This is a genomic window from Kitasatospora sp. NPDC001095 (assembly GCF_053598615.1).
On the sequence record NZ_JBSFKQ010000007.1, the window covers coordinates 126,516 to 151,192 of the forward strand.

General features: G+C 70.3%; 27 protein-coding genes and 1 pseudogene. 19 read left to right on the plus strand and 9 right to left on the minus strand.

Annotated features, from left to right (window positions below; all coding sequences use genetic code 11):
* Window positions 1–21: 21 nt before the first annotated feature.
* From ACWDBB_RS09380 to ACWDBB_RS09435, 12 genes are all read left to right on the plus strand, one after another.
* Window positions 22–624, plus strand: a complete 603-nt coding sequence (locus tag ACWDBB_RS09380) for a 3'-5' exonuclease (protein ID WP_449789004.1) — start codon at window positions 22–24, stop codon at window positions 622–624.
* A 119-nt stretch (window positions 625–743) separates the two neighbouring features.
* Window positions 744–1,070, plus strand: a complete 327-nt coding sequence (locus tag ACWDBB_RS09385; protein ID WP_387710294.1) for a MazG-like family protein — start codon at window positions 744–746, stop codon at window positions 1,068–1,070.
* Window positions 1,067–3,025: an ATP-binding cassette domain-containing protein gene (locus ACWDBB_RS09390; protein ID WP_449789005.1), complete on the plus strand. Its 1,959-nt coding sequence runs from the start codon at window positions 1,067–1,069 to the stop codon at window positions 3,023–3,025. The genes ACWDBB_RS09385 and ACWDBB_RS09390 overlap by 4 nt, the downstream gene beginning before the upstream one ends.
* Window positions 3,022–4,266: a methyltransferase, FxLD system gene (fxlM, locus tag ACWDBB_RS09395; protein WP_449789006.1), complete on the plus strand. Its 1,245-nt coding sequence runs from the start codon at window positions 3,022–3,024 to the stop codon at window positions 4,264–4,266. The genes ACWDBB_RS09390 and fxlM overlap by 4 nt, the downstream gene beginning before the upstream one ends.
* Window positions 4,263–4,634, plus strand: coding sequence for a glutamate ligase domain-containing protein (locus ACWDBB_RS09400; RefSeq protein ID WP_449789007.1), 372 nt, complete (start codon window positions 4,263–4,265; stop codon window positions 4,632–4,634). Before fxlM ends, ACWDBB_RS09400 begins: the two co-directional genes overlap by 4 nt.
* Window positions 4,631–5,971, plus strand: a complete 1,341-nt coding sequence (locus ACWDBB_RS09405; protein WP_449789008.1) for an NUDIX domain-containing protein — start codon at window positions 4,631–4,633, stop codon at window positions 5,969–5,971. Before ACWDBB_RS09400 ends, ACWDBB_RS09405 begins: the two co-directional genes overlap by 4 nt.
* A 2-nt stretch (window positions 5,972–5,973) precedes the next feature.
* Window positions 5,974–6,312: an HIT domain-containing protein gene (locus ACWDBB_RS09410; protein ID WP_449789087.1), complete on the plus strand. Its 339-nt coding sequence runs from the start codon at window positions 5,974–5,976 to the stop codon at window positions 6,310–6,312.
* A 35-nt stretch (window positions 6,313–6,347) separates the two neighbouring features.
* The gene (locus tag ACWDBB_RS09415; protein ID WP_449789009.1) at window positions 6,348–6,860 is read left to right on the plus strand and encodes an NUDIX domain-containing protein; all 513 of its coding nucleotides are present in this window, start codon (window positions 6,348–6,350) and stop codon (window positions 6,858–6,860) included.
* Between the two features lie 41 nt (window positions 6,861–6,901).
* The gene (locus tag ACWDBB_RS09420; protein WP_449789010.1) at window positions 6,902–7,876 is read left to right on the plus strand and encodes an endonuclease/exonuclease/phosphatase family protein; all 975 of its coding nucleotides are present in this window, start codon (window positions 6,902–6,904) and stop codon (window positions 7,874–7,876) included.
* 8 nt (window positions 7,877–7,884) lie between these two features.
* A complete protein-coding gene (locus ACWDBB_RS09425; RefSeq protein WP_449789011.1) occupies window positions 7,885–8,397 on the plus strand; it encodes a hypothetical protein in 513 nt (170 codons plus the stop codon).
* Window positions 8,398–8,510: 113 nt separating this feature from the next.
* A complete protein-coding gene (locus ACWDBB_RS09430; RefSeq protein WP_449789012.1) occupies window positions 8,511–9,614 on the plus strand; it encodes a tyrosine-type recombinase/integrase in 1,104 nt (367 codons plus the stop codon).
* Window positions 9,615–9,633: 19 nt separating this feature from the next.
* Entirely contained in the window at window positions 9,634–9,987 is a 354-nt protein-coding gene (locus ACWDBB_RS09435) for a helix-turn-helix domain-containing protein (protein WP_449789013.1), read from the plus strand.
* Window positions 9,988–10,847: 860 nt separating this feature from the next.
* Here ACWDBB_RS09435 and ACWDBB_RS09440 read toward each other — a convergent pair.
* Window positions 10,848–12,140 (minus strand): hypothetical protein, encoded by a 1,293-nt coding sequence (locus ACWDBB_RS09440; RefSeq protein ID WP_449789014.1) that lies wholly within the window; start codon window positions 12,138–12,140, stop codon window positions 10,848–10,850.
* A 282-nt stretch (window positions 12,141–12,422) separates the two neighbouring features.
* Window positions 12,423–13,028 carry a 2'-5' RNA ligase family protein gene (locus tag ACWDBB_RS09445; protein WP_449789015.1) on the minus strand — a complete coding sequence of 202 codons (606 nt, stop codon included), beginning with the start codon at window positions 13,026–13,028 and terminating at the stop codon, window positions 12,423–12,425.
* A 297-nt stretch (window positions 13,029–13,325) separates the two neighbouring features.
* Here ACWDBB_RS09445 and ACWDBB_RS09450 point away from each other — a divergent pair, with 297 nt between their 5' ends.
* Both ACWDBB_RS09450 and ACWDBB_RS09455 read left to right on the plus strand, forming a co-directional pair.
* Window positions 13,326–13,718, plus strand: coding sequence for a lipocalin/fatty-acid binding family protein (locus tag ACWDBB_RS09450; RefSeq protein ID WP_449789016.1), 393 nt, complete (start codon window positions 13,326–13,328; stop codon window positions 13,716–13,718).
* Window positions 13,719–13,811: 93 nt separating this feature from the next.
* Window positions 13,812–14,846 carry a SpvB/TcaC N-terminal domain-containing protein gene (locus ACWDBB_RS09455; protein WP_449789017.1) on the plus strand — a complete coding sequence of 345 codons (1,035 nt, stop codon included), beginning with the start codon at window positions 13,812–13,814 and terminating at the stop codon, window positions 14,844–14,846.
* Window positions 14,847–14,893: 47 nt separating this feature from the next.
* Here ACWDBB_RS09455 and ACWDBB_RS09460 read toward each other — a convergent pair.
* Window positions 14,894–15,760, minus strand: a pseudogene (locus ACWDBB_RS09460) (IS5 family transposase).
* Window positions 15,761–15,852: 92 nt separating this feature from the next.
* On the opposite strand from ACWDBB_RS09460, the gene ACWDBB_RS09465 reads away from it, so the two are divergent.
* Entirely contained in the window at window positions 15,853–16,191 is a 339-nt protein-coding gene (locus tag ACWDBB_RS09465) for a hypothetical protein (RefSeq protein ID WP_449789018.1), read from the plus strand.
* Window positions 16,192–16,460: 269 nt separating this feature from the next.
* The gene (locus tag ACWDBB_RS09470; protein WP_449789019.1) at window positions 16,461–16,823 is read left to right on the plus strand and encodes a hypothetical protein; all 363 of its coding nucleotides are present in this window, start codon (window positions 16,461–16,463) and stop codon (window positions 16,821–16,823) included.
* A gap of 144 nt (window positions 16,824–16,967) precedes the next feature.
* Here the strand turns inward: ACWDBB_RS09470 and ACWDBB_RS09475 are convergent, their stop codons facing one another.
* From ACWDBB_RS09475 to ACWDBB_RS09500, 6 genes are all read right to left on the minus strand, one after another.
* Window positions 16,968–17,384, minus strand: coding sequence for a DUF3052 domain-containing protein (locus tag ACWDBB_RS09475; RefSeq protein ID WP_449789020.1), 417 nt, complete (start codon window positions 17,382–17,384; stop codon window positions 16,968–16,970).
* 190 nt (window positions 17,385–17,574) lie between these two features.
* Entirely contained in the window at window positions 17,575–18,609 is a 1,035-nt protein-coding gene (locus tag ACWDBB_RS09480) for a terpene synthase family protein (protein WP_449789021.1), read from the minus strand.
* A gap of 131 nt (window positions 18,610–18,740) precedes the next feature.
* Entirely contained in the window at window positions 18,741–20,129 is a 1,389-nt protein-coding gene (locus ACWDBB_RS09485; RefSeq protein ID WP_449789022.1) for a cytochrome P450, read from the minus strand.
* Between the two features lie 80 nt (window positions 20,130–20,209).
* Window positions 20,210–21,289: a polyprenyl synthetase family protein gene (locus ACWDBB_RS09490; protein ID WP_449789023.1), complete on the minus strand. Its 1,080-nt coding sequence runs from the start codon at window positions 21,287–21,289 to the stop codon at window positions 20,210–20,212.
* Window positions 21,290–21,647: 358 nt separating this feature from the next.
* Window positions 21,648–22,010: a hypothetical protein gene (locus ACWDBB_RS09495; RefSeq protein WP_449789024.1), complete on the minus strand. Its 363-nt coding sequence runs from the start codon at window positions 22,008–22,010 to the stop codon at window positions 21,648–21,650.
* 175 nt (window positions 22,011–22,185) lie between these two features.
* The gene (locus ACWDBB_RS09500) at window positions 22,186–22,341 is read right to left on the minus strand and encodes a hypothetical protein (RefSeq protein ID WP_449789025.1); all 156 of its coding nucleotides are present in this window, start codon (window positions 22,339–22,341) and stop codon (window positions 22,186–22,188) included.
* A gap of 545 nt (window positions 22,342–22,886) precedes the next feature.
* On the opposite strand from ACWDBB_RS09500, the gene ACWDBB_RS09505 reads away from it, so the two are divergent.
* From ACWDBB_RS09505 to ACWDBB_RS09515, 3 genes are all read left to right on the plus strand, one after another.
* A complete protein-coding gene (locus ACWDBB_RS09505; protein WP_449789026.1) occupies window positions 22,887–23,504 on the plus strand; it encodes a fimbrial biogenesis chaperone in 618 nt (205 codons plus the stop codon).
* 115 nt (window positions 23,505–23,619) lie between these two features.
* Window positions 23,620–24,009: a hypothetical protein gene (locus ACWDBB_RS09510; protein WP_449789027.1), complete on the plus strand. Its 390-nt coding sequence runs from the start codon at window positions 23,620–23,622 to the stop codon at window positions 24,007–24,009.
* A 323-nt stretch (window positions 24,010–24,332) separates the two neighbouring features.
* Complete coding sequence (locus ACWDBB_RS09515) at window positions 24,333–24,644, plus strand: hypothetical protein (protein WP_449789028.1); 312 nt, start codon at window positions 24,333–24,335, stop codon at window positions 24,642–24,644.
* Window positions 24,645–24,677: the final 33 nt, after the last annotated feature.

The window sequence follows — 24,677 nt, forward strand, 5'->3', positions numbered from 1 at the left end:
CCGCCAGCCGATAGGGAACGCATGGATTACAGCACTTGGCCCCCCGTCATCGTCCTGGACGTGGAGGGCAACGGCGCCCAACCGCCGGACCTGGTCGAGCTCGCCGCCGTCCCCGTGGTGGACGGCAGCCTGGTGCCCTCCTCCGTGCGCTCCACCCTGATCCGACCGCCCCGGCCGATCAGCCCGATGGCCGTGCGGGTGCACGGCATCACGAACCAGGCCGTCGCCTCCGCGCCGTCGTGGCCGCAGATCGGAGCCCGGGTGCGCGCCGATCTGGAGGGCGCGTGGATCGCCGCGCACAACGCCCACGTGGACTACGGCGTGCTGCTGCGGTACCTGCCGGGGTGGCAGCCGGCCGGGGTGCTGGACACCCTGCGCCTGGCGCGCGCGACCTACCCGAAGGCCGGCGGGTACGGCCTGGACGCGCTGATCGAGCTGTGCGGCATCGACCTGTCGGCCGTCCCCGGGAAGCGCCACCGAGCTGCCTTCGACGCCCACGCAGCCGCCCTGCTGCTGATCCACCTCGCCGGGCACCACGCCACCTGGACCGCCCTGCTGACCGCCGCTGTCCCACCCGGCCTGCCCGGCCACCCCCAGCCGCAGGAGGACGCGACCTTGTGGTGAGCGGCCCGGCCCGAATCGAAAACGTGGTCTTCGGGGTCTTCGACCCGGGCTCGCCGAGAACCGCCGGGAACCTCCCGGCGCTTGGATGCGAAATCGAACAGGGAGCAGGATCAACCCCCATGGAAGAGCTGCTGCAAGTCGCCAACTTGGTTGCTAATAAGCTGAATTCACGCTTCAAGGACGATCCCGAAAAGCTCCGGATGCTGCAAGGGCTCAAAGTCCAGGAGGAGGCCGGCGAACTCGCCCAGGCCATCATCGGAGCGCTCGGACTCAATCCGAACAAAGGCCACTCCCACACCTGGGACCACGTGCGCGCCGAGGCGTGCGACACCGCCCTCACCGCCCTCGTCACGCTCTGCATGCTCGGCGGCGACCCCGAATGGTTCCTCACCGAGCACCTGCGCACCATCCGCACCAAGGCCGAGGGCTGGGAGGGCACCGCTTGAGCACCACGCAGCAGCTCGACCTCACGGCCGAGGACGAGGCCGAGATGATGGAGTACCGCCCGCCCGAGAGCGACGCCGAACTCATCTCCGGCCGCAAGGCCAGCGTGCTGGCCACCGCCCGCGCCCTGCCCCGCCTGGTCCTCCTCGCGCTGCGCCTCGGCCGCCAGGCCGACCCGGGCTCCCTCACGATCATGCTGGTGTGCGCGGTCGTCGCCTCGACGGCGAGCGCCTTCGGCCTGCTGGCCACCACCGGCATGATCACCCACCTGCTGGCCAGCACCGGTTCGATCAGCCAGCGCCTCTCCGACTCCCTGCCCTCGATCATCGTGCTGGCCGCGATGGCCGCGACCGGCTCGCTGCTGGACATCGTCGGCGGCTGGGTATCCGACCGGCTCGGCCCCAAGATCAACCGCCTGGCCGAGATGGAGCTGATCGAGGCCGCGACGCGCGCCGAACTGTCCGCCTACAACGACCCGAAGTTCCACGCCGCCTGGGACGCCGGGGACCGAGGCGCAGTCTCCACCCGCGACCTCGTCTCCCAGGTCCGCGACCTGATCACCCACGCCGCCTCGCTGGCCGCCGCCGCCGTGGTGATCGCCACGATCCACCCCCTGCTGCTGCCCCTGCTCGTCCTGGCCGTCCTGCCCCAGGCGCTGGCCCGCACCGCCGCCGCGACCTCCCTTCACCGCGCGATGCTCGCCATCTACGGACCACTGCGCGCCGCCGCCGTACTGCGCTGGTACCTATGCGACCGCCGCTCGGCCGCCGAGGTCCGCTCCAACACCTTCGTCCCGTTCCTGCTGCGCCACCACGCCCGCGCGGTGAAGAAAATCAGCGCCACCACCGACGAGGCCGCCGCCCGCTCCGCCCGCCTGAACCTGTACGGGTCGGTGGTGTCCGGCATCGGCGCCGCTCTGGTGTGGGGCGGCCTGGCCTGGCTCCTGGCCACGGGCCGGGTCTCCCTTGCCGCCGCCGGAACCGCCGTCATCGCCCTGCGGGCGGCCTCGGCGAGCCTACGCAACGCGGCGAGCTACGCGGCCGCCGTCCACCGCACCGGCTTGTGGGTCGGCGACTGGAGCAGCTTCATCGAGCTGGCCGGCGCCCAGCGCCGGAACCGCGGCACCCAGGCCCCGCCGGAGGAGACCGCCGTGATCGAGGCCCGGGGCGTCACCTACACCTACCCCGGCTCCGACAAGCAGGCCCTGCGCGGCGTGGACTTCCGCGTCAGGCGCGGAGAGATCGTCGCCGTGGTCGGGGTGAACGGTGCCGCGAAGTCCACCCTGATGCGGCTGCTGTGCGGCCTGACGCTGCCCGCAGACGGCGCGGTGACGTGGGACGGGCGCGACACCCGCGACATGGACCCGGACCTGCTGTGGGGGCACACCGCTTTCGTCCAGCAGGACTTCTCCCACTGGCCGCTCACCGCCCGGCAGAACATCACGCTCGGCCAGCCCACCAGCCGGGGCGACGCCGCCGTGATGGAGGCTGCCGCCGCCACCGGCGCCGACGAGGTGATCGCCGAACTCGACCGGGGACTCGACACCCTCGTGTCGCGGGACTTCTGGGGAGGCACCGACCTGTCCGAAGGCCAGTGGCAACGCATGGTCACCGCCGCCGCGTTCCACCGGCAGTCCGACCTACTCATCCTGGACGAGCCGACCAGCGCCATGGACCCCAGGGCCGAACACCGGATCTTCAACGGCCTGACCGGCATCGCCAAGGACCGCGCCACCGTGCTGGTCACCCACAACCTGGAGAACACCCGGGTCGCGCACCGCATCGTCGTCCTGGACCACGGCCGCGTCATCCAGGAAGGCACCTTCGACGAACTCGCCTCCACACCCGGGATGTTCGCCGACCTCCGGGCGCTGCAGCACGACCGCAGCGGCGTGCCCGCGCAGAGGCCGCCACTGACCGAGACCCCTGAGACGACCAGCGAGGAGCAGACCGCGTGAGCGACCAGCAGACCACCTCCCGGCCCAGCACCGCCGAGGAGCTTCGCCACCAGCTCGCCGATCGGCTGCTCGCCGACAGGAAGATCCGCACCAGCGCGGTAGAGACGACGATGCGCACCGTGCCGCGCGAGCTGTTCGTCCCCGGCGTCCCCCTCACCACCGCCTACGCCGACGACATCGTGTCCATCAAGACCGACGAGGCCGGGACCTCGATCAGCGCGGCGTCCCAACCGCGGATCGTGGCCATGATGCTGGAGCAGCTCCAGGTCGAGCCCGGCCACCGGGTGCTGGAGCTGGGCGCGGGCACCGGTTACAACGCGGCCCTGCTGGCGCACCTGACCGGACCGGCCGGACGGGTCGTCACCATCGACGTCGATGACGACCTGGTCCGGGGTGCCCGCGCCAACCTCGCCCGGGCGGGCATCGGATCTGTGGACGTCGTCCTCGGCGACGGCAGGCTCGGCCACCCCAGCGAGGCGCCGTTCGACCGGATCACCGCCACCGTCGGCGCCTTCGAAGTCCCTCGGACCTGGCTGGACCAGCTCCACCCCGCCGGCCGTCTCCTCGTCCCGGTGCGCCTGGCCGGGGCGGTGTCGCGGACCGTCCCCTTCGTCAGCGACGGCCACGGCGGCTGGGTCGGCGACGGCAGCGAGATGGCGGGCTTCATGCCGCTGCGCGACCCCGGCACCACCCCGGCCGCCTCCAGCGCCATCGACCTGACCGGCACCGGCGCGGCCACCCTCCAGCCCAACCGGGACAACCTCCACGCCACCGACCCGGCCGCCCTGACCGGGGTCCTGAACACCCGGCACACCACCGTGCCCACCGGGGTGTTCGTCAGCCGACAGGAGTCGTTCGAGCAGCTGTACCTGTGGCTCGCCTGCCGCCTGCCCAACCCGCCGATGTGGCTGCGGTCCTCCAAGGACACGGTCCCGGGCCCGCCCGCCCAGACGATGGCCACCACCGCAGGCGGCTCCCTCGCCCACCTCGGCTACCACCTCGCCAAGAACGGCGGCGACCGGTTCGAACTCGACTTCCACGGCTACGGCCCCGGCGGCGCCGACCTCGCCGCCCAGCTCGCCGCCGAAGCCGCACTGTGGGACCACCGCTTCCGCAACCACCCCGCCGTCATCGCTATCCCGGCCATAGTGCCGACCGCCGACCCGGACCAGGGCCGCTTCGTCCTGGCCCGCCCCACCACCCCGATGACCGTCACCTGGAACACCGAGGACCCCCGTTGAACGAGCAGCGCAGGACGATCGCCGTGCTCGGCGAGATGGCCGAACTCGGACAGGACGCCGTCGAAGGACAGCGCGCTGTCGGACGGGAGGCAGGAGAACTCGGCGTGGACCTGGTCCTCGCTGTCGGCGGCGCGCTGGCCGAGCAACTGGCGCTCGCCGCCGGTGCCGCGGGCGTGGAGACCGTCGCGATCGTGCGCGACAACGCCACCGCCGCCGCCTGGCTCCAGAACGAGGTACGCCCCGGCGACGTCGTCCTCGTGAAGGGCTCCCGCGCCGGGATGCTCTGGCAGGTCGCCGAGACCCTGGCCGGGCAGCCGGTCACAGCCTGGGGCGACTGGAACCGTGCGAAGGAGGAGACCACCGCATGATCTCGTACAAGCTGCTCGCCGAACAGGCCCTGGCCGAAGGCGTCCAGAAGCTCGCGGCCGGAACCGTGGTGCGCGACCAGCAGGGCCGCATCCTCATGCTGCGCCGCAAGCAGGACGACGTGCTACCCGGCCTGTGGGACTACCCGGCCGGCGGGCTGAACGACGGCGAGGACCCCCGGGACGGGGCGATCCGGGAGCTGGCCGAGGAGACCGGCATCCACCGCGCCGACATCGAGTACGTGCGGGCCCTGGACTTCGTCAACACCCGAGGCCGCCTGACCCGCCAGTTCGTCTTCACCTGCACCGTCCCGGACGAGACCACGGTGACCCTCTCCGAGCACGACTCCTTCGACTGGTTCCACCCCGACGAGCTGCCGCCGACCAGCGACGGCTACCGCGAGGTGATCACCTGGCTCACCCACCGCCTCGCCGCCGGATGGAAGCCCGCCAGCCAGTACCTCGCCACGATCGACCGGCCGATGACGTACGCCTGCGTTCTCGTGCGCGACGAGCAGGGCCGGGTGCTGGGCATGCGCAACGCCGTGGACACCGACCGATGGGACTGGCCCGGCGGGAATTCCGAGCCCGGCGAGTCCCCGTTCGAGACCGCGCTGCGCGAGGCCCGCGAAGAGATCGGTCTCGACCTGCTCACCGAGAACCCGGACCCGGTCGGCCGACAGCGGCTGATCGCCGTCATCCACCAGCAGGCCGACCACGTCCGCCCCGTGCCGTCGATCGGATGGGTCTTCGACGGCGGCACGCTCACCGAGGAGCAGAAGGCCCGCATCGTCCTCGACCCGGCCGAACACTGCGAGTTCCGCTTTGAGACCGAGTACAACTGGCGCCACTACCTGACGCCCGAGGAGTACCGGCAAGACCTCCAGGTGCTGCGCGCCGCCCGCTCCGGCCGGGTGCTCTACATCGAACGTCCTACCCCGGAGCACCAGGACTTCGAGGGCATCGTGGTGTTCGTCACCACCCCGGACGGCGAGCTGTTGGTGCACCACCGGGACGAGAAGGAGGGCATCGCCTGGCCGGGATTCCGAACCCCGATCGGCGGGTGGCGAGAGCACGACGAGACACCGTCCGAGACCGCGACCCGGGAAGTGTTCGAGGAAGCCGGGATCACCATCACCGACGTCCGGGAGCTGCCCGGCCCCCGCCACGAGCGCGTCTCGGCGATGACCCGTGTCCTGCACGCGGTGTACACCGGCCCGAAGGACGCGATCCGGCTCGGCGACGAAGGCGTGGGCATCGCCTGGGTGCCCTTCGCCGAGGTCGCCGCGCTCAAGACCCCGCCGTACGTCGCCCACTACCTCGCCCTGATCGGAGCGTGAGCATGTCCGACTTCTACTGCGAGCAGGTGCTGACCGGCCTCACGAAGGTGGATACCGTCCAGGAGACGGACTCGGTCCTGGCCTTCCACCACACCAGGCCCAGCTACCCAGTACACATCGTGGTGATCCCGAAGCAGCACACCCCCTCCATCGAGGACCTGGGCGACGGCGGCGAGGAACTGCTGCTGGAGGTGATGCGGGTCGTCCGGCAGGTCGCCGCCCAGGTCAAGGCCGAGCACGGCGCCGCGTGCGTCGTGACGAACCTCGGCGACTACCAGGAGTCCAAGCACCTCCACGTGCACGTCCTCTACCGCGGCGACAAGCCCGAGGGCCTGGCCTGAACCCGGCTGCGCCAACGAACAGGAGACCGCCCACGATGCCGCAGTGGATTCCCCCCGCCGAATACCTGAAGACGATGCCGCAGGCGCTCCACGGCTGCGCCGTGTTCCTCACCGACCAGAGCAACCGGGTCCTGCTGCTCCACGAAGCCCCGGACGAGCAGCGGGACGCCTTCGGCGCCGAGCCACGCTGGCTGTTCCCCGGAGGACGCCTCGACCACGGCGAGAACCCGCGCCGTGCCGCGGCACGCGAAACCCTGGAGGAGACCGGCCTCGACCTCACCGGCATCCTGCGCCCCCTGGCGACGGACTTCCGCGACCCAACCGAGCACCGGCCGGCCATGACGGACTACCACTTCGACGGAGGCTGGCTCACCGCCGCCCAGGCCGAAGCGATCCGGCTGTCCGACGAGCACGACAGCTACGCCTTCCGCAGCCTCACCGACTGGCAGCCGATCCTGCTGCCCAACCGCTACGACCTGCTGTCTTCACTCACCCAGGCCCGCGCGGAAAGCCGCCAGCTCGTCCTGCACAACGGGCGTCCGATGTAGCACCCGTGACACCACAGCCAGTCCTACCAGAGGAGCCGACCTTGGTCCGCATCACCAATTTCAACGCCTACAAGCTCAAACTCACCGCTCGCAACACCGCTGATTGGAGAGCCCGCGTCACTGCCATTCGGGAGGTGGCGCCCGACATCCTGACCCTCCAAGAGGTCCTCGTCGACGAGGACCTGCAGGAAGGCGAGACGGAGCTTGACCGCGCGCAGCGGTGGCGGGCCGAGGCCGGCGAGATCATCGGATCTCTCGCGGCCGACTGCGGCCTGACCGCCACGACGATACGTGCGGACGGAACGCCTGGTGGCATCGCCATGGCGAACAACCAGCACCGGGGCTGGTACACGGCCATCCTCTGGAACCCTGACACCGTGCGCGCGGTCCCCGGTGGGTTCCGCCCGTTCGGCGCACCGGACTTCTGGCACAGCTGCACGACCCTGCAACTCGATGTCGGCGCGGCGGAGCCCCTCCTTGTCGGGAGCTACCACGGTGACCCGTTCCGGCCCGACGGCCGCGCGAACGAGGCTCTACGGCTCAAGGGGATCTTCCGCCGCACCGGCGGGGCGAAGCCGGGCATCCTGGCGGGCGACTTCAACTCCATCTCCGCCGCCACCACGTCCGACCACGTGTACTACGACGCCGAGCCCTACACCGACCAGGACCACGACGACCTTGAGTACCAGTGCATCGCCGAGACCGTCGGCGGGGAGAACCTGGCCGACCGCCGGCAGACCGCAGCGTTGCTGCGGCGCGGGTTCATGGTCGACGCCGCCGCCCAGCTGGCGGCACGGTGGCAGCCGACCGTCGGCTACTGGGCCGACGGGCAAGGCGATCCGGACCCGTGGGGCGAGCGACGGATCGACCTGATCCTGGCGACCCGGCCCGTGGCCCCCGCCCTGGTCCACTACCGTGCCCATGTCAGCCCGGCCAGCGAGGCTGCGGCCGACCACCGCCCCGTCTACGCCGACCTGGACGTCAGCGCTATCCCGGCGCGGCAGGAGACGCGGTGAGGAAGTTCATGACCACCAGCCGCTGGTGGGGACGCCAGGATGGCCCGGCTGAGGACTGGGTGCGACCACACGTCCTGTGGCTACCCCAGGACCAGCCGCAGGTCCTCGAGTACTTCGCCCGGCTGCGCGAAATCACCGAGCAGTACCCGGACGTGATCGCACCGATCGCCGACGACGACCTGCACATGACGATCCAGAAGATCCACCCGCTGACCGCCGCCGGCGCGCGGGTCGACGAGGCGATGCTCGCGAGCGCCGCCACCGCCTCCCAGAAGGAACTCGCCTACTTGGAGCCGTTCACCATCGAGATCGGCCCGGCCCGCGCCTCCGGCTCAGCCGGCATCGTGGACATCTGGCCGGAGCACGGCCCGGACCTGTTGTACCGGCGTGTGCGGGCCGGGCTCACCGCCGCGGGCCTGGAACTCCCGCCCGTCGAGAAGCACTTCTGGTGCCACATGTCGTGCGGCTACGGTGACTATCGGGAGTTGCATCAGATGGGCTCGTTCGCCTTGGTCGCCTGATGAGGGCGCTCGCTGAGGCTACCCCGACAGCTCCGTGACACGCCGGGTTTACCTGCATGTTTGGCTTGCAGATCCCTTCTGATGCATGATTTGAGCATCAGAAGGGATCTGCTGTGGTGCGTCTACCGGGCGTTGAGTTGGCGGGATCGGCGAAGCTGGAACTCGTCTCGGGCGTGATCCAGCTCCACCCGGAGGACGCCACGTGGGAGGCGATGCTCCGCGGGTGGAAGTCCCAGCAGCTGGCACGCAACCTCAAGCCCGGCACGGTCAACCCACGCGAGGGCCTCGTCCGCGCGTTCCGGACCTTCACGAACGAGTACCCGTGGAGCTGGACGCCCGCCCACATGGACGAGTGGTCGGCCACGCTGACTTCGGAGAGGCACCTCGCGCCGTCGACGGTCCGCGGATACCAGGGCACCGTGCGGCTGTTCTCCGAGTACCTCATCGATCCGCGGTACAGCTGGGTGGCGGTCTGCGAGAAGGAGTTCGGGACGTACCCGGTGGCGATCTGCCACGAGTGGAACACCATCCCCCATCTCCAGGGCTATGAAGGGGATCCGGAGGCCCGCCCGTTCACCCGCGAGGAACTCCAGCGGTTCCTCGACTTCGCGGACGGCCAGGTGGAGCGCGCGGTCCGCAGCGGACGTAAGGGCGCGTTGGCCGCCTACCGCGACGCGACCCTGTTCAAGGTCATCTACGGGTGGGGTCTGCGGCGGACCGAGACGTCGAAGCTGGACGTGGTCGACTTCGGCAGGAATCCGAAGGCCCGCCGGTTCGGCAGGTACGGAACGCTCAACGTCCGGTACGGCAAGGCGAAGAAGGGCCAGCCGCCGCGTCGGCGCAACGTGCTGTCGGTGATGGACTGGGCCGTCGAGGCGGTCGCGGACTACGTCGAGAACGTCCGGCCGCGCTTCGGGTTCCCGGACCACCCCGCGCTGTGGGTCACCGAGCGCGGAGGCCGGCTTCAGCCCGGTTCGATCAACGACCGGTTCGAGGAGTACCGGGCCGCCCTCAAGCTCCCGATGGAGCTCACCCCACACTCGCTGCGGCACTCCTACGTCACCCACCTGACCGAGGACGGGGTCGACCGGCGTTTCATCCAGCAGCAGGTCGGCCATGAGTGCGACAGCTCGCTCGCCATCTACACGCACGTCAGCGACGACTTCATGAACACTTCTCTGCAGAATGCCCTGGCTCCGGCTTTCGCCGGGGTGTGACGAGGAGAGGGAACCCGCGATGCCAGCCAAACTCGACTACCGGTGGAACCTGCGAAAGGTCATGGCCGAGCGCGGGATGTTCTCCACGACCGAGCTCATCGAGCCCTTGGCGGAGCGCGGGATCACGCTCTCCTCCAGCCAGGTCTACCGGCTCGTGGTCGAGCGGCCCGAACGGCTCAGCTTGAAGATCCTCATGTCCCTGCTCGACATCCTGGAGTGTCGGATGGATGACCTCATCGAGCCGGTCAGCGCGGCGGACACCAGCGCCCGGCCGCGGAAGAAGGCGGCGGCCGGCGGCTCGGCGGAGCCACCCGCCGCGGCGCTAGGCAGCCTGCGGCCCAAGCGAGCCAGGATCACCGGCGGAGATCGGTGACCACCGCCGTCGCACCGGACCGGCGTGCGGAAGCGGAGCGGGAACCGCTCGACCTGCTCGTGGATGTCCTGTGCCGGGTGGAGACCACACTGGAGCGGGCCAGGATCCGCGAGGTCGTGGCGGCGACAGTTGGGCAGCGGGCCCGTCAGCGCCGGCTCGCGGCCGAGCTGTCGGCGGAACCCGGCGTGCTTCGCACAGGTACGGCTCCCGGCGAAATCCTGATCGCCAGGCTCCTGCTCGCCCTCAACGCCGGCGCCGTCCAACTGTCCGCTCCGGTCTGCCGCAGGTGCGGACGCGAACCGCGCGTCCTGGCCTTCGCGAAGCGCGACTGGGGGTGTTCCAGGTGCCTTGCCGCGCCGAGCACCCGCGAGACCTGCAGTGCCTGCGGCCGCGAGGGGGAGGTCCGCGGCCGGGACCGGGACGGCCGCCCGCACTGCCGGCGCTGCCCCGTCGGGGACGACCCGGCGCTCTCCCTGGCCGCCGTGGTCCGCGGGATCGACCCGTCGCTGTCCGCCGAGACAGTCGAACGGGCGCTTTCGCTCGCGCACGGGCGGCCGTCCGGACGCCGGCAGATCGCCGCCGCGGTCCTTGAGCGGCCCGCCCTGCTGACCGGCGACGGTGCGCTGGCTCCGGTGCCGGGCGTCCTGCGCTTCATCGAGACGCTGCGCGAAGCTGGCGCCCGGAGCGTGATCGTGCCGCCCTGCCCGGGATGCGGTCGCCTACGCCCCCTGGGCTCGCCACTCGGCGGGAAGCGGGTCTGCGGACACTGCTACGCGAAGGCGCACGCCGCCCTGTGCAGCCGGTGCGCGAAGACCAAGCCGGTCAGCCACACGGACGAGCACGGCAACGGCCTGTGCCAGTCATGCTGGGCCGGCGACCCACGCAACGCGCAGGTCTGCTCGGGCTGCGGAGTACGGCGCCGGGTCGCCGGCCGTACCGAGGCCGGGCCCGTGTGCCAGCAGTGCCGGCCCCGCCCCGAACGCACCTGCGGCATCTGCGGCCGGCTCGGCCGCGGCACGATCTCCCGCGTCACCGGCCAGCCGCTGTGCGACCTGTGCAAAGGCCACTGGACCGTGTGCTGCCGATGCGGCGAGGGCGGCATCGTACGGGCCGGAACACTCGACGAGCCACTGTGCGCCCGCTGCGCCAACCCCGACCCATCCTTCTGGAAACGGTGCCGCTCCTGCGACACCACCTGGCAGCTCACCACCGCCCCCTGCACGCGATGCAGCCTCGACGCCCGCCTGCGGGAGCTGTTCACCGCCACCGACGGCACCATCGCACCCGAGCTGGACCGGCTGCGCGAGCGGCTCGTCAGGGTCGACCATCCCAACTACGCGATCACCTGGCTGCGCAAGAAGAACGTCCGCGCCACCATCACCGCCCTCGTCCGCGAGCACCCTGACGTCACCCACGCCGCGCTCGACGCCATCACACCGGGCAAGACGGTCGACCACTTCCGCTCGATGCTGGTGTCCGTCGGCGCGCTCGAGTTCCGCGACGAAGGACTGTCCCGTCTGGAACGCGAGATCAACGCCACGATCGACACCTTCGAGCCCGGCGAGCACCAGCGAGCCCTGCGCGGCTTCCTCGACTGGCACCTGCTGCGGCACCTCCGCGTCCGCCTTGACGGCTCGCCCGCCAGTCACCAGCAGCTCCAGAACGTCCGCTCCCACGCGAGCGCGGCCGCAACGTTCCTGCACCGGCTGGAGAAGCAGGGCAAGACCCTCGGCACGTGCACGCAGGCCGACTTCGACGGCTACGCCGCGACCAAGCCCCCGTACCTGCGGCAGTGCTCGGCCTTCATCCGCTGGGCAGTACGCCACCGCTACGCCCCGCGGGATCTCGTGGCCCGGGCGATCCGGTGGCCAGGCCCGGCAGGCCCGCACGACGAGGACGCCCGCTGGGCCACCGCCCGCCGGCTCCTGCACGACCAGGACCTTGCCACCGCCGACCGCGTCGCGGGCCTTCTCGTGCTCCTGTACGCCCAGACCACCAGCAGCATCCGCCAATTGACCTGCGACCGCGTCCGCCAGGACGGGCAGCACGTCCTTCTCCACCTCGGCGAGCGGCCCATCCAGCTGCCCGAACCCCTCGATGCCCTCATGCTCGACCTGGTCGCGACCCGCACGAGCGACACGCTCATCTCCCACACGAGCAGCTGGCTGTTCCCCGGCCGCGTGGCCGGCCAGCCGATCCACGAGTCCCAGCTGCAGCGGCGACTTGCCCGACTCGGCGTCAAGGCACGGCAGGGCCGCAGCACCGCCCTGTTCACGCTCGCCTCACAAGTCCCCGCAGGGCTGCTCGCCAAGATGCTCGGCGTCCACGTCTCCGTTGCCGTCGCCTGGCCAGGCCAGCGGGGGCGACTGGATGACCTACGCCGCCAGTGTGGCCGCACGCTCCGCGACGCCGCCCCACGAGGATCGCACCGGTGCTCAGCCGAGCGGGAACTCCTCGACCACGTCCCAGGTGTAGTACCCCTTCTCCGGATGCTGATATTGGTTGACGAGGTGGACACGGTCGACGGTGATGTCGACCCGCGGAGGGCGCAGCGAGCGCAGCGAGCGGTTGAGGCGGTCGCCGTCGAAGTCGTCCGTGGCATAGCCGATCGACGCATGCGCCCAGAACCGCCGCTCGCGGGGACGCAGCTCGATCCCGGGCACCCGCTCGGCCGCCGCCCGCACCCGCTCGTTCAAGGCCGCCATCCCATCCTCCGGGTAGACGGCGACCGTGATGGCGGTGACGCCGGGCCAGGTCGGACCCAGCTGTACCCGGAACGGCTGCATACCGGCCAGCTCTTCGCCGAGGCGGCTGCGGAGGGCGGCCATCTGCTCGCCGTCGACCGGGTGGTGGATGCCCTGGACGGTGGAGTGCAGCCACTCCTCGGGGATCACCCCGAGCCGGCCGGCGTACTCCGAAAGCAGCTCGTGGTGGGCACGGGCGTAGGCGCGGACCTCCGGATACTCGCTCAACAGCACGAGAACGTGAGGGCGCGGCCCTGCGCCCTTCCAGATCCGGCTCGGGCCGAAGAAGTTCTTCACCGTCTGCTCCTGGCATCGTCAGACCTCGGCACAGCACGGTAGCGACCGCAGGACAGCGCGGACTGGCGATTGCCGAAAGCCACCGGCGTGCGCCGCAGGACGGGGGTGTCCGCGGCAGGCCCGGCGAGCCGCAGGACCAGCCGCTTGGACCGCCAACCCGCAGCTGCACGTCACGTCGATGCCCGCCACCGGGGGTTTCCAAGATCACGCCCCATGCGGGGATCTCTTTCAGTAGCGTGTGATCAACACGGCGTAGGACGCGCCGGGCGTAAGACGCAGGACAGCGGGAGGGTTCGTATGACCATGTTGGGTAAGTGGGAGATGACCAGCAGTGACAACTACGGCGAGTACCTGAAGGCCGTGGGAGTCGGCATGATCCAGCGGAACCTGGCGGAGAAGGCCGTCCCCACCGAGGAACTCACCCTTGACGGCTACCAGCACACGCTGCTCATCTCCACCGCGCTCAAGAACCAGACGATGACCTTCTCCCTCGGCGTGGAGTTCGACGAGACGACGGTGGACGGCCGGGCCTCGAAGACGTCCTTCACCAGGGACGGCAACAAGCTCATCCAGGTCCAGAAGATCGGCGGCGAGTCCAGCACGACGATCCGTACCTACGGCGAGGCCGAGATGACCGCGACCTACAGCGCCAAGGGCGTCACCGCCACCCGCGTCTTCAAGCGCCTCTGACCGCTCTCCCCGCGCCGGCCGTCTTCCCGCCAGGGTGGCGCCGGCCCTGTGATGATCGCGGCAAGTACACGGAAGCACTTCGGAGAGGGAACCATGTCCGAGTCGTTCTTCATGCCACCGAGCGGGCTGCCGGTCGGCGGCCCCGACAGCCTGGCGGAGCGTCAGATCATGTTGCCTTCGACAGGTGGAGGAGCCTTCGGCCTGGGCCTTTCGTTGCAGGAAGGGGCTCAGGGCAACGGGCCGTTCGGCCTTCGGTGGCGCCTGGAGCAGATTCGAGACGTGTCCCGTGCGACCCCGGGCCGCGCACCGAACTTCGATGACACCGACGACCTGATCACCCCGGCCGGTCAATTGACGCCCACGGGAGATGAACCGCGCTCGGCCTCGCGTGTCCCCTTCGGCACCGAGGACGGGCCGACCTACGCCGTGACCACGTGGGCGACCCGCAGCAGTACGGATCGCTGGGAACACTGGGTGCGTGAGGACAAGACCTCCTTCTGGATCCTCTACGCGCCCGACGGGACCCTGCACGTGCTGGGCTGCACCGCAGCCGGCCGGATCAGCGACCCTACGGACGCGACCCGAGTCGCCCTCTGGCTCATCCAGGAAAGCGTCAGCGCCCGCGGCGAGCACATCGTGTACCGGTGGGCCGGCGAGCCGGGCGGCGCGGAGACGAACGCCTCGGCGCAGCGGTACCTGGTCCGCGTCGACCAGATGAACCGCACGCCCTCCGTCGCGCCTTTGATGCTGTCCGCAGCCGAGCCTGCGGCGGACGACTTCCTCGCTCACCTGGTCTTCGACTACGGCCAGCGGGCCAGCGCCCTGGACGGCACGCCGCCGTTCGAGGCCGTCGGCGCCTGGGTCGGCCGTCCCGACCCGGTCACCGACACCGGCTATGGTTTCGCGGTCACCACCCGCCACCTGGCCCGCCAGGTCATCGTGTTCAACCGGACGAAGGACATGCTCGACACGTCCGTGCGCAGCGGCGAGGTCACGGCCGTGGCGGCGCTGCAGCTGGCGTACGAGTCTCGGCCGGCCGGAAGCGAACTCGCTTCGGCCACCCTGGTGAGTTGGGACTCGGACGGCAAGGCGGAAATGCTGCCGCCGGTGATCCTCGCCGTTTCCTGACCATCGGCGGCTCCCGCTAACCTGCAGCGGGAGCCCGCCGTCTGCCGCTAGAGCCTGTCTGACAAATGATCACTTGGTGGGTCCTCGGAGCCAGAGGATCAGTGAGGCGAGGACGAGTCCGGCGTGGTAGCGGTCGGCGAGCTTGTCGAAGCGGGACCACGTTGCGGTCGCGGTAGGCGGTGCGGTCGAAACCCGGTGGTCTGCCTCCGGCGGCTCCGCGCCGTTTGCGGTTTGCGGCCTGGTCGCGGCGTTCCGGGATGGTGGCGGCGATGCCCCGGCGCCGCAGCAGTGGCGGATTGACCTGCTCGAGTAGGCCTTGTCGCCCAGGACGCGCTCCGGTGTCGTGCGCGGCCGGCCCGCTCCGGGGCGCGGGATGCGGATGCCGTCCAGGACCTGGGCGAAGGCAGTGGCGTCGTTGGTGTTGCCCGGGGTGAGCACGATCGACAGCGGCAGGCCCCTGCCATCGACAGCCAGATGGACCTTCGTGGTCAGCCCGCCTCGGGACCGGCCGAGGGCCTGGCGCGCCTGCGAGCGGCCCGGATCTTCCAGTTCGTCCCCGTCTGCGTCCCCTTTTTGCGGGCCCCGGCGGCCTGCTGGTGGGCCCGGTTGATCGTGGAGTCGACCGACACGCTCCACTCCACCCGGCCCACCGCGTCGTCACGCACCTGCACGTGCTCCAGCAACCTCGCCCACGTACCGTCCAACTCCCAACGGGAGAAACGCTCATAGACGGTCTGCCACGGCCCGTACCGCTCGGGCAGGTCACGCCACGGCGCACCCGTCCGCAGCCGCCACAGCACCCCGTTGACCACCTGCCGGTGGTCACGCCACGGACGCCCACGCCCGTCCACCTGCGGCAACAAGGGCGCTATCCGCTCCCACGCCGCATCTGGCAACTCACCTCGACCAGCCACAAGATCACTTAAGGCGATCCGAGTCGGCAGAGCAACCCGCGCTCCGCCCGGTCGTTGATCAGGTCAAGATCACCCATCATGAGGAGCTGAAGATGCGATCTCGAACCGTTGCCGGCGCGGTGCTGTTGACCGTCGGCCTGACAGGCGTCGGCGTGGGGTCCGCGCATGCCGAGAGCGCGACCCCTGCCGCCGCTCCCTACGGTGCCGCGGCCTGGGGCGGCACCTCCCAGACGGGGTACGGCAGCGGCGCCGCCGACGTGGACAACGAAGTCCACAGCGGCACGGCCGGCAACTTCGGCCAGGAGGTCACGCACTCCGGCGCCGTGGGGACCGGCTACGACAACAATGTGGCAATGAGCAGCACCGGTGGCGGCGCGCCGACCCAGTACGGCACCGGGGCGATCGGGCCCGGCGGATACGGCAGCTTCTGAGCTGCGACTGCGAATCAGCGGGTGCCGATGCGGCCTGACCGCGCTCGACTGGGAGCAGGGCCGGTGGAGGAGTTGGAGGGACTCCACCCGGGGACTGTGAACTGCCCCGTGGAGGAGCTGTACTGACTTCTGCGAGATGGCCCGTGCGGTTGCTGACGACATGTCATGATCACTGCGGCACGCCGGTCTCCGGGCCCGTGCCGCCCGCGATCACACGCCAGATGGAGCCGGCCCTGGCAGACCCGAACCGCCGGCAGGGAGAAGTACGCATGAGCGAGCGATACTGGTTCAAGAGTCCGGACCCCGCAGGGGCCCAGGCGGCGGAGAAGAACGCCGTGGCCACCCTGGGAGAGAAGGCGGGCTTCTGGACGGTCGAGATGGACGCCCTGCCGGTCGGCTACGGCGAATGGTTCGAGCCGTCCGAGGACATGTTCCCCGCCCAGGAGTGGAAGCAGTTCCTCGTGGATGCGGATGACAACGGCACGCGCTACTGGGCGGTCAAGGTCAACCTGCCCGCAGGCACCACGCCGTTCAACCCGGCCTACCTGGTGCTCGACAGCACCACCTGGCGGCTCTCCCCGCAGTTCCCCACGGTCAGCACCCGCTACATGGTCTACTTCGCCACGAGCTGAGCGCCGCTCACGCCGGCGGCAGGCACCCCGCAACGGGTGTCTGCCGCCGCAGAGGCAGGACCAGGCCGCTCCTCGGCAGGGGCGGGCTGCCGGTTGGCCTACCGCGGCGGCTCGCGGGTGGGGCCATTCCGCGAGCGGGGGTGCCTACCGCTTGGGTGCGATCATGCGGGTGCCGGTCCAGTCGCGGGTGACGCTGATGGACTTGGTCAGGGAGAGGCCTGCGGTCGTCGCGGCGTCGTCGATGTCGCCGGGTTCGATGTGAGTGTCCCGGCCGCTCTCAGGGGTGCAGAGCCAGATGTCACCGCCGCTTTCGAACATGTTGGCCGCGCCGACCAGTGCGTCGTAGAGGTCGCCATCCCCGTCGCGGAACCACAGCAGTACCGCGTCGACGGTGCCTTCGTAGTCCTCGTCGACCAGGTCCTTGCCGGTGAGCGAGGCGATGCCCTCGCGGAGGCCCTGGTCACAGTCGTCGTCGTACCCGATCTCCTGGACGACCTGACCGGCCTTGAAGCCCAGCAGGGTCGCGGGGTTGGTCCGCTCGTCCTCGGACGTCGTCATCATGTGCCTCCTGTGTCACGAGACGCGACTGCCGCGCCTCCGCTGTAGCCAATCAGATACGGAGAGTATCTGGTCTGTCGGGTTCATCGGCCCCAGCGAGAAGACAGTGTGGCGAGGTTCGTGTCGGTCTGGAGCTGGGTGTCGATCGCGTGGCCCGATGGGTCTGCGGGGTTCGAGGACGAGGACGCCTGGCTCAGGCGTGGTGTGGCGGCCCCTCGAGAATCGTCTGTGGCCGTCCGAGGAGTTCGGCGACCTGTGTGGCGGTGAGGTCGTAGCGGCCGGATTCCAGGGACCAGTAGTGGTTGCCCTGCATCCACGCCCGGAGCCCGTCGAGGTAGCGGCGGAGCTCGGGTGAGGCCCAGTTCAGGGCCTGGGCCTCCAGCTCCAGGTAGGTGTCGACCTCCTCGTTGTGCAGGCGCGCGGTGTGGTCGAGGGCTTCCTGGGCGGAGTGGCCGTGGTGCCTGAGGACGGTGGGAAGGTTGATGGCGAACTCGCTGCGCCGGGCTTCCTTGACGGACGAGAAGAGGTCGTTGGACCAGGTGATGACGTTGCTCGCGCTGCCGCGCAGGGCCTGGACCTGGGGGTGGTGGAACTCGTGGGAGGGGACTTCGTAGCCGGAGAGGATGTCGATCAGGGTCAGGCAGGGGAAGACGGCCCCGCTGTGCTGCCGTGTGATGCGGTATTCGGCCAGGTCGGGCACGCGGCGGGCCGCGGTCCAGGCGCCGGCTTCCAGGTGCGCGGAGAACAGGGCGAGGGCCAGGTCGTCGGTCAGGCGCCGCATCTGTGTGGGTGTGCCGCACCGCGCGAACTCCTCCAGCAGCTCCTGCAGAGCGCGCGAGAGCGGGTCGCGTTCTGGGCCCCGTGCGGCGGCCTGGGTCGGGGGGATGTGGGGTGGGGTGAGGACGGCCAGCGTGGGGATCATCACGTTGGCCATCGCGGTGGCGTTGACCGCCCCGGGGTTCTCGTCGAGATGGAGGTCGTCGAAGACGAACAGCCAGCCCAGCCATTTGGCCGCCAGGGCCAGCCGGTCGGGGGCGACGTCGGGGTAGGTCATGGCGGCGAAGGCGCCGAACAGGGACGCGAGATGCACGCCGAGCTGACTGGAGCCCACCGGAATGCCACGGGTGGTCAGCCAGGCCAGCGCCGCCTTCTCGGCATCGGCCGCGCCGGGGTGCTCGCGGCGCGGGAAGGGGCAGTTCAGAGTCGGCATGACCAGGTCGCGGCTCATGGGGGCCTTCCGGGCAGGGGTTCGCGGGCGTGGATGACGGGGGCAGGGCAGCGGGGAGCCGGAGGCCACCGGCCGGCGCGGCGGACGGCCTCGGTGCGTCGCGGCGTCAGCCGGCTCACACCGGCCGCCTGCTAGGCGGGCCGCGTGGTGCGGGCGGTGGCGCGCATCCGCAGCCCCTTCGGGGCCAGGACGGGGCCGCTGACGGTGGGGCGCACGCGTGCACCAGGGAGGGGTTGCAGGCGCCAGCGGGTGGTGATGGTGGCCAGGGCGAGGGTGGTCACGATGGTGGCGAACCTGTCGCCGATGCACTTGCGGGGCCCCGCGCCGAAGGGGATGAACGTCTCCCGGCGGGGCTGGCCGGCTGTCCACCGTTCGGGGTCGAAGCGGCCGGGGTCGGGATACAGGTCGGCTTGGCGGTGCAGGAGGAAGGGGCTGTAGAGGAGGATCGTCCCGGCGCGGACCTGGTGCCGGCCCAGGCGGGCGTCGGCGGCGCAGGTGCGGGTGAAGAACCAGGCGGGCGGCCACAGGCGCAGCGTCTCGGTGATGACGCGGGCCGTCAGCTCCAGGTGGGGCAGGTCGGCGTGGGTGGCCGGGCGGCCTCCGAGGACGGTGTCCACCTCGGCGTGCAGCTGCTTCTCGATCTCGGGGTGCTGTGCGAGCAGGTGCAGTGCCCACGCGAGGGCGGTTGCGGATGTCTCGGTCCCGACGAGGAAGAAGGTGATGATCTGGTCGATGATCTCGGCGTCTGCCAGGCGTTGATCGCCGGGGCCGGAATCGGGGTCGTAGGCCGTCAGGAGCATGGACACCAGGTCTCCGTGGTCGGTGGCGGCGTCCTGGCGGTCGGTGACGATGTGCTCGAAGACGCTGGGCAGGGCGGAGCGTGCCTGGTGGTAGCGGCGGTTTCCGGGGGTGGGCAGGCGGTCCAGCGGGGGCGGTGTCAGCATCCGCCCGGTCACCGTCCTGAGCAGGGTGTTGAGGTGGCCGAGGGCTTGGGCGAGGACGTCCGGCGGCGGTGTGCTCGAGAAGAGGGTGCCGATGGTGACCTTGGCCGTGAGGTCTTGCATGGCGGCGAGAACGTCGAGGCTCTGTCCGTCCTGCCAAGCTCCGGTCATCGCCGCGCTCTGGGCGGTGGCGGCTTGGGCGTAGCCGGGGAGCCGGGTGGGGTGGAAGGCGGGCTGGAGCAGGCGCCGCTGGCGGCGGTGTTCGCTGTGCGGGCAGGAGACCAGGCCGTTCCCGGCGACTTCCCGGGCCCGGTCGTAGAACGGTCCGCCCTTGTCGAAGCTCTGGTCCTCGCGCAGGAGCTGGGCGGTCAGGGCCGCGTCGCAGACCACGAAGGCGCGCAGTGGGCCGAGGCGGATCTGCACGAGGTCTCCCTGCGCCGGCAGGCCGGTGAAGAACCGCAAGGGGTCTCGCAACAGCGGAACGGTGTGGCCCAGCAGGGGAAGCCCCCCGGCGGCCCTGGGGATCGCACCGGTCACCTGCGCGGTCCCGGTGGTCGACCCTGCTGGCGGTTTCGTCATGGGGCACCTTTGCGGAGGGGGCGTGGGGTCGGCGGGGAGGTCAGCGGGTCCGCTCACGTGACACTCCGGCGGGGTGGGGGTCATGAGGTGCGCTCCACGCTCAGGTCCGCGACGTGGCGCAGGGCAACAACCACGGCAGGTGGGAGGGCGCCGCTGTCCAGCAGGGCACGGGCCTGCCGGTACCGGTCGGCGATCATGGCTTCCACGGTGCTGCGGGCACCGGTGCTCTCCAGCACCTCGCGGATCCGGGCGGCATCGGCGGCCTCCAGGCCGCGCCGGCCCACCAGGAGGCCCAGCAGCTCGCGCTGGGCGCAGTCGGCGCGCCGGGCGGCCAGGGCGAGCAGGACGGTGTGCTTGCCGTCGCGCAGGTCGTCCAGGTGGGGCTTGCCGGTGGCCGCCGGATCGCCGAAGACACCCAGCAGGTCGTCCCGCAGCTGGAACGCCTCCCCCAGCGGCAGCGCGTACGCGCTCAGCGCGGCCCGGAGCCGGGGCCCGGCGCCGGCGAGGGCGGCGCCCAGGTGCAGGGGCCGCTCCACGGTGTACTTCCCGGTCTTGTACCGGGCCGTGCGCAACGCGCCCTGCACGTCGTCGGAAGGCTGCCCGGTGGCGCACAGGTCCAGGTACTGCCCGTACATCAGCTCGGTACGCATCACGCCCACGACCTCGTGGGCGGCGGTGAGTTGGGCAGGGGTCAGGCCCGCGGTGTTCAGGAGCTCGTCGGACCAGGCGTGTGCGAGGTCTCCCAGGAGGATCGCGGTGTTGACACCGAGCCGGTCCGCGTCCGCCCGTCCGGCGTGGTGCGCGGCGAGGGACCTGTGAGCCGTCGGTCTGCCGCGGCGGCTGTCGGAGTCGTCCATGACGTCGTCGTGGAGGAGGGCGAAGGCGTGGAACATCTCCAAGGAAGCCGCTGCCCGCACGACCGGGGCGGGAGCGGGCCAGGCCCCGCCCGCGGCCTGCCACCCGAGGACACACAGTTGGGGCCGGAGCCGCTTCCCGCCGGCGAAAAGGAGGCCACGGAGGGTCTCGGTGATCTCGGCCGGGAATCCGTGCGTGGCCGCGCTGCGGGCCTTGCCGTCCACGAACTCGGCCAGGACGGCCCCGATCTGACCGACCAGCACGGATAGACCGACCGGCGGCAGCACGACGGCGGGGGAGTTCACGTTATACCCATGCGCCCGAACAGATGCCGGGCTCGGTCTGCACTCTCATGCGGCAAGCCCAGCATCCCTGCTGCCTTTGGGGTGGCCAGCAAGTGTGACCTTCACTCTTTCGAGTGAAGGTCACGAAGTATTGGCTCGTTCAACCCGGCCCAGCCGCGGGCTCGTCCTGCCCTCGCTGATCCTCTGACTCCGAGAACCCACCAAGTGTTCATTTGTCAGACAGGATCTAGTCGGCACGGCCGATTGCCGCGACAGCCTGGCGGTACGCCCCATGTGAGCGGCGGCGATGTAGCGCATGGCGGACTCACCCCGACGGCAGACTCCCGTGCGGGGTGTCCGCCGTCGGCGCGGTGCCCGCTCAGCCCTTGGTGGTATAGACCAGGTAGCGGGCGTCGTCCGTGGGGAACTGCGGCGTGAGCCGGTAGGTGACGGTGTTCAGCGTCAGGTAGGCCGGGTTGAACCCTTCGGTGCCCGCGGGCAGGTTGACCCTGACCGCCCAGTAGTTCATGCCGGTGTCATCGCCGTCCTTGAAGAAGTCCTTCCACTGCTGGACGGGGAACAGGTCCTCGGACGGTTCGAACGACTTGCCGTAGGCGACCGGCAGGGCATCCATCTCGACCGTCGACAAGTCGGCTCCCTCACCCAACATGGCCACGGCATCCTTCTCCGCCGTCTTCGCCGCCTGCATGGCCTGACTCCTGAACCAGAACCGCTCGCTCATGCGCAGTTCTCTCTCCCACCACCGGCTGCCATGGCCGGCTCCGTCTGTCATGTGATCGCTGGCAACACGGCCCCAAGGGTCGGTGCGTAGCGATCATGACATGTCGTCAGCGGCCGTACGGGCCATCTCGCGGAAGCCGACGAGGCCCTCGCATGGGGCCGGTCGGTCCCCACCGTCAGGTGGTGTGGTCGCGGCTCGGCCCGGGGCTCCCGCCATGTCGGCCGAGCGTCTGGCGGAAGTCTTCGAGCGCGGTCGCGAGCAGCTCATCATCCGTGGTGAAGTCGGGATGAAGGAGGCCGCCCACCTTTCCGTCCTTGCGCAGTGTGAGCACCCCGGCTTCCCAGTGAGGCGTGGGCCGGACGAGCTCTGGCACCTTTTCCGAACGTTGGCCTGTCCGTGTTGGTCGCGAGCTGGGGTGATGCGTGGCGTAGGTGTCCGTGACGGGCTTCTCCGGCAATGCGCGAACGCCCCAGACCGGGTGGCCAGGGGCGCTCTTGGTGGTGCGGTTGCGTGAGGGGCCAACCATACGAAGGGCTGGCCCGGACCCGTGCAACAACGTAGGGAAGTTTGACCGTTCGGTTCAGGGGTGTCCTGTCGCACTGCAGTTGGCGGATTCTCACTCGATCTCACCCGACGTGTCGGCTTCTCGCCGCGTCGCGCCCTGATGGGGTCCGGCCGATCGCGGCCGTCAACGAGACGAAGCCCCACGGCAAGCTGCCGTGGGGCTTCGTCTCGTTGACGGAGCAGGGGCCCTGTACGGATTCGGAGGGATCGCCGAGAGCGAAACGGGACATGTGCACGCCCGATCGGTGCTTTCGTGATCACGGCAAGCTGGCGGCCGGAGACCCGCTCCGGCTCGGGACTCAGGAGGCGCGCATGGCCATTGCACTCGACCGCACCAGGGTGATCTTCGACGGCGGCAACAGGCCGCTGTGGCTGAACATCAGCAACGAGAACAAGGAACTGCCCTACCTGGTGCAGGGATGGCTGGAGGACGACAACGGCAAGAAGATCAGTAGCCCGCTGATGGTGCTGCCCCCGCTGCAGCGGGTCGAGCCGGGCACCAAGAGCCAGATCAAGGTCCAGGCCACACCCGCCACCGCCCAGCTTCCCCGGGACCGCGAGACCCTCTACTACTTCAACATCCGGGAGATCCCGCCCAAGTCAACCAAGCCCAACACCCTGCAGATCGCGCTGCAGACCCGGTTCAAGCTGTTCTACCGCCCCACGCCGCTCGCCGCCGACGGAGCGTCCCAGAGCGCGAAGGCGGCGCAGGACCTTCAGATGTCGTGGTCGGGCCGGGAACTGACCGTGTCCAACCCGTCCGCGTACTACGTGACCGTCGCCGACCTCACGGTCGGCGGCGGCAAGTCCATCGAGCCTTTCATGATCGCTCCGTTCGGGTCGAAGACCTGCACCCCTGCCTCTACTGACGGCCAGATCCAGTGGACCTACATCAACGACACCGGGGCGCCGCTCACCGTCAGCCGGTGACCCCCTCCTCCGCGAGGATCCGTCCGCAGGCCTGACGGCCCGCAGGATCAGCCTGAGCGGCACTCGCCGGAACAGCCCCATGCCCGTCACGCTCTCATTCCTTGAGGAGATTCACATGCCCCCCACCACTGGTGCCGCCGAGGTGTTCACCGAAGCCGACTACGGCGGCGCGAGTCTGAGCCTGGACGTCGGCTCCTACAGCCTGGCGGCCCTCAACGCCGACGACGACCCGAACAACGACGTGCCCGACAACGCCATCAGCTCCCTCAAGGTCGCCCCCGGATACCAGGTCATCCTCTACACCCGGCACGACTTCACCGGCACCAGCAAGACCTTCACCGCCGACGACCCGTCCCTGATCGACGACGGCCTCAACAACAACGTCTCCTCCCTCACCGTCGCCCCCGCCGGCGCGGACCCGAGCGGCGCTCAGCCCTACAGCGACGTCGACCACCAGATCACTGTCATGCACGACTGGTCCGGGGATATCGACCTGCTCTCCTGACTGAGCGTGGCGGCCTGCTCGTTGACGGCCGCGATCGGCCGGACCCCCATCAGGGCGCGACGCGGTGAGAAGCCGACACGTCGGATGAGACCGAGTGAGAATCCGCCAATTGCAGTGCGGCAGGACAAGGGGTGTCGTCCTCGACGGCGTTGGGGTTCTCGTAGAGGGCCAGCTCGGCCGGTGCCGCGCGGGTGCTTCTCGCGTGGCACCGTCGGCTGCAGGCGATGCGGGTGCTATCTGCCGGGCGGATGAACACGGCGCCGCAGCCGTGGCAGTTGGGCGCCAGGGCGGCCTGATGGGTGGGACCGCATAGGGAGCACTGGGTGACGCGGAAATCACGTTCAGAGCCGGGCGCCTGGTCCGATCCCTGGGCGTGGGGCAAGAGCGCCCCGGACCTTGAGCTATTCACCGAGTTGCGATACCCGACTCCACCGTTAATCCAGGACACCGACACCCCCGAACTCGCCGCCCGCTCGGACCGCCTCGCCTCCGACATCGGCCGCCGGATCCGGCCGGGAATCCGCACCAACGCCACCGTCTCCAGCGTGTGGCTGGTGTGGGAACGCCAGCATCCCACTCCGGTCCCCCGCTACACCTTCGAGCGCGTCCACCAGCTGCACCTCGGCCAGTCCTGACCAGCAGCGGCGAGGCCGCGCCGCCCCACGCGG

Excerpts from the sequence above, each read along its gene's own strand:
- ACWDBB_RS09380 (WP_449789004.1), top strand. The coding sequence starts at position 22 with ATGGATTACAGCACTTGGCCCCCCGTCATCGTCCTGGACGTGGAGGGC.
- ACWDBB_RS09385 (WP_387710294.1), top strand. The coding sequence starts at position 744 with ATGGAAGAGCTGCTGCAAGTCGCCAACTTGGTTGCTAATAAGCTGAAT.
- ACWDBB_RS09405 (WP_449789008.1), top strand. The coding sequence starts at position 4,631 with ATGATCTCGTACAAGCTGCTCGCCGAACAGGCCCTGGCCGAAGGCGTC.
- ACWDBB_RS09410 (WP_449789087.1), top strand. The coding sequence starts at position 5,974 with ATGTCCGACTTCTACTGCGAGCAGGTGCTGACCGGCCTCACGAAGGTG.
- ACWDBB_RS09415 (WP_449789009.1), top strand. The coding sequence starts at position 6,348 with ATGCCGCAGTGGATTCCCCCCGCCGAATACCTGAAGACGATGCCGCAG.
- ACWDBB_RS09425 (WP_449789011.1), top strand. The coding sequence starts at position 7,885 with ATGACCACCAGCCGCTGGTGGGGACGCCAGGATGGCCCGGCTGAGGAC.
- ACWDBB_RS09435 (WP_449789013.1), top strand. The coding sequence starts at position 9,634 with ATGCCAGCCAAACTCGACTACCGGTGGAACCTGCGAAAGGTCATGGCC.
- ACWDBB_RS09450 (WP_449789016.1), top strand. The coding sequence starts at position 13,326 with ATGACCATGTTGGGTAAGTGGGAGATGACCAGCAGTGACAACTACGGC.
- ACWDBB_RS09455 (WP_449789017.1), top strand. The coding sequence starts at position 13,812 with ATGTCCGAGTCGTTCTTCATGCCACCGAGCGGGCTGCCGGTCGGCGGC.
- ACWDBB_RS09465 (WP_449789018.1), top strand. The coding sequence starts at position 15,853 with ATGCGATCTCGAACCGTTGCCGGCGCGGTGCTGTTGACCGTCGGCCTG.
- ACWDBB_RS09470 (WP_449789019.1), top strand. The coding sequence starts at position 16,461 with ATGAGCGAGCGATACTGGTTCAAGAGTCCGGACCCCGCAGGGGCCCAG.
- ACWDBB_RS09475 (WP_449789020.1), bottom strand. The coding sequence starts at position 17,384 with ATGATGACGACGTCCGAGGACGAGCGGACCAACCCCGCGACCCTGCTG.
- ACWDBB_RS09480 (WP_449789021.1), bottom strand. The coding sequence starts at position 18,609 with ATGAGCCGCGACCTGGTCATGCCGACTCTGAACTGCCCCTTCCCGCGC.
- ACWDBB_RS09485 (WP_449789022.1), bottom strand. The coding sequence starts at position 20,129 with ATGACGAAACCGCCAGCAGGGTCGACCACCGGGACCGCGCAGGTGACC.
- ACWDBB_RS09495 (WP_449789024.1), bottom strand. The coding sequence starts at position 22,010 with ATGAGCGAGCGGTTCTGGTTCAGGAGTCAGGCCATGCAGGCGGCGAAG.
- ACWDBB_RS09505 (WP_449789026.1), top strand. The coding sequence starts at position 22,887 with ATGGCCATTGCACTCGACCGCACCAGGGTGATCTTCGACGGCGGCAAC.
- ACWDBB_RS09510 (WP_449789027.1), top strand. The coding sequence starts at position 23,620 with ATGCCCCCCACCACTGGTGCCGCCGAGGTGTTCACCGAAGCCGACTAC.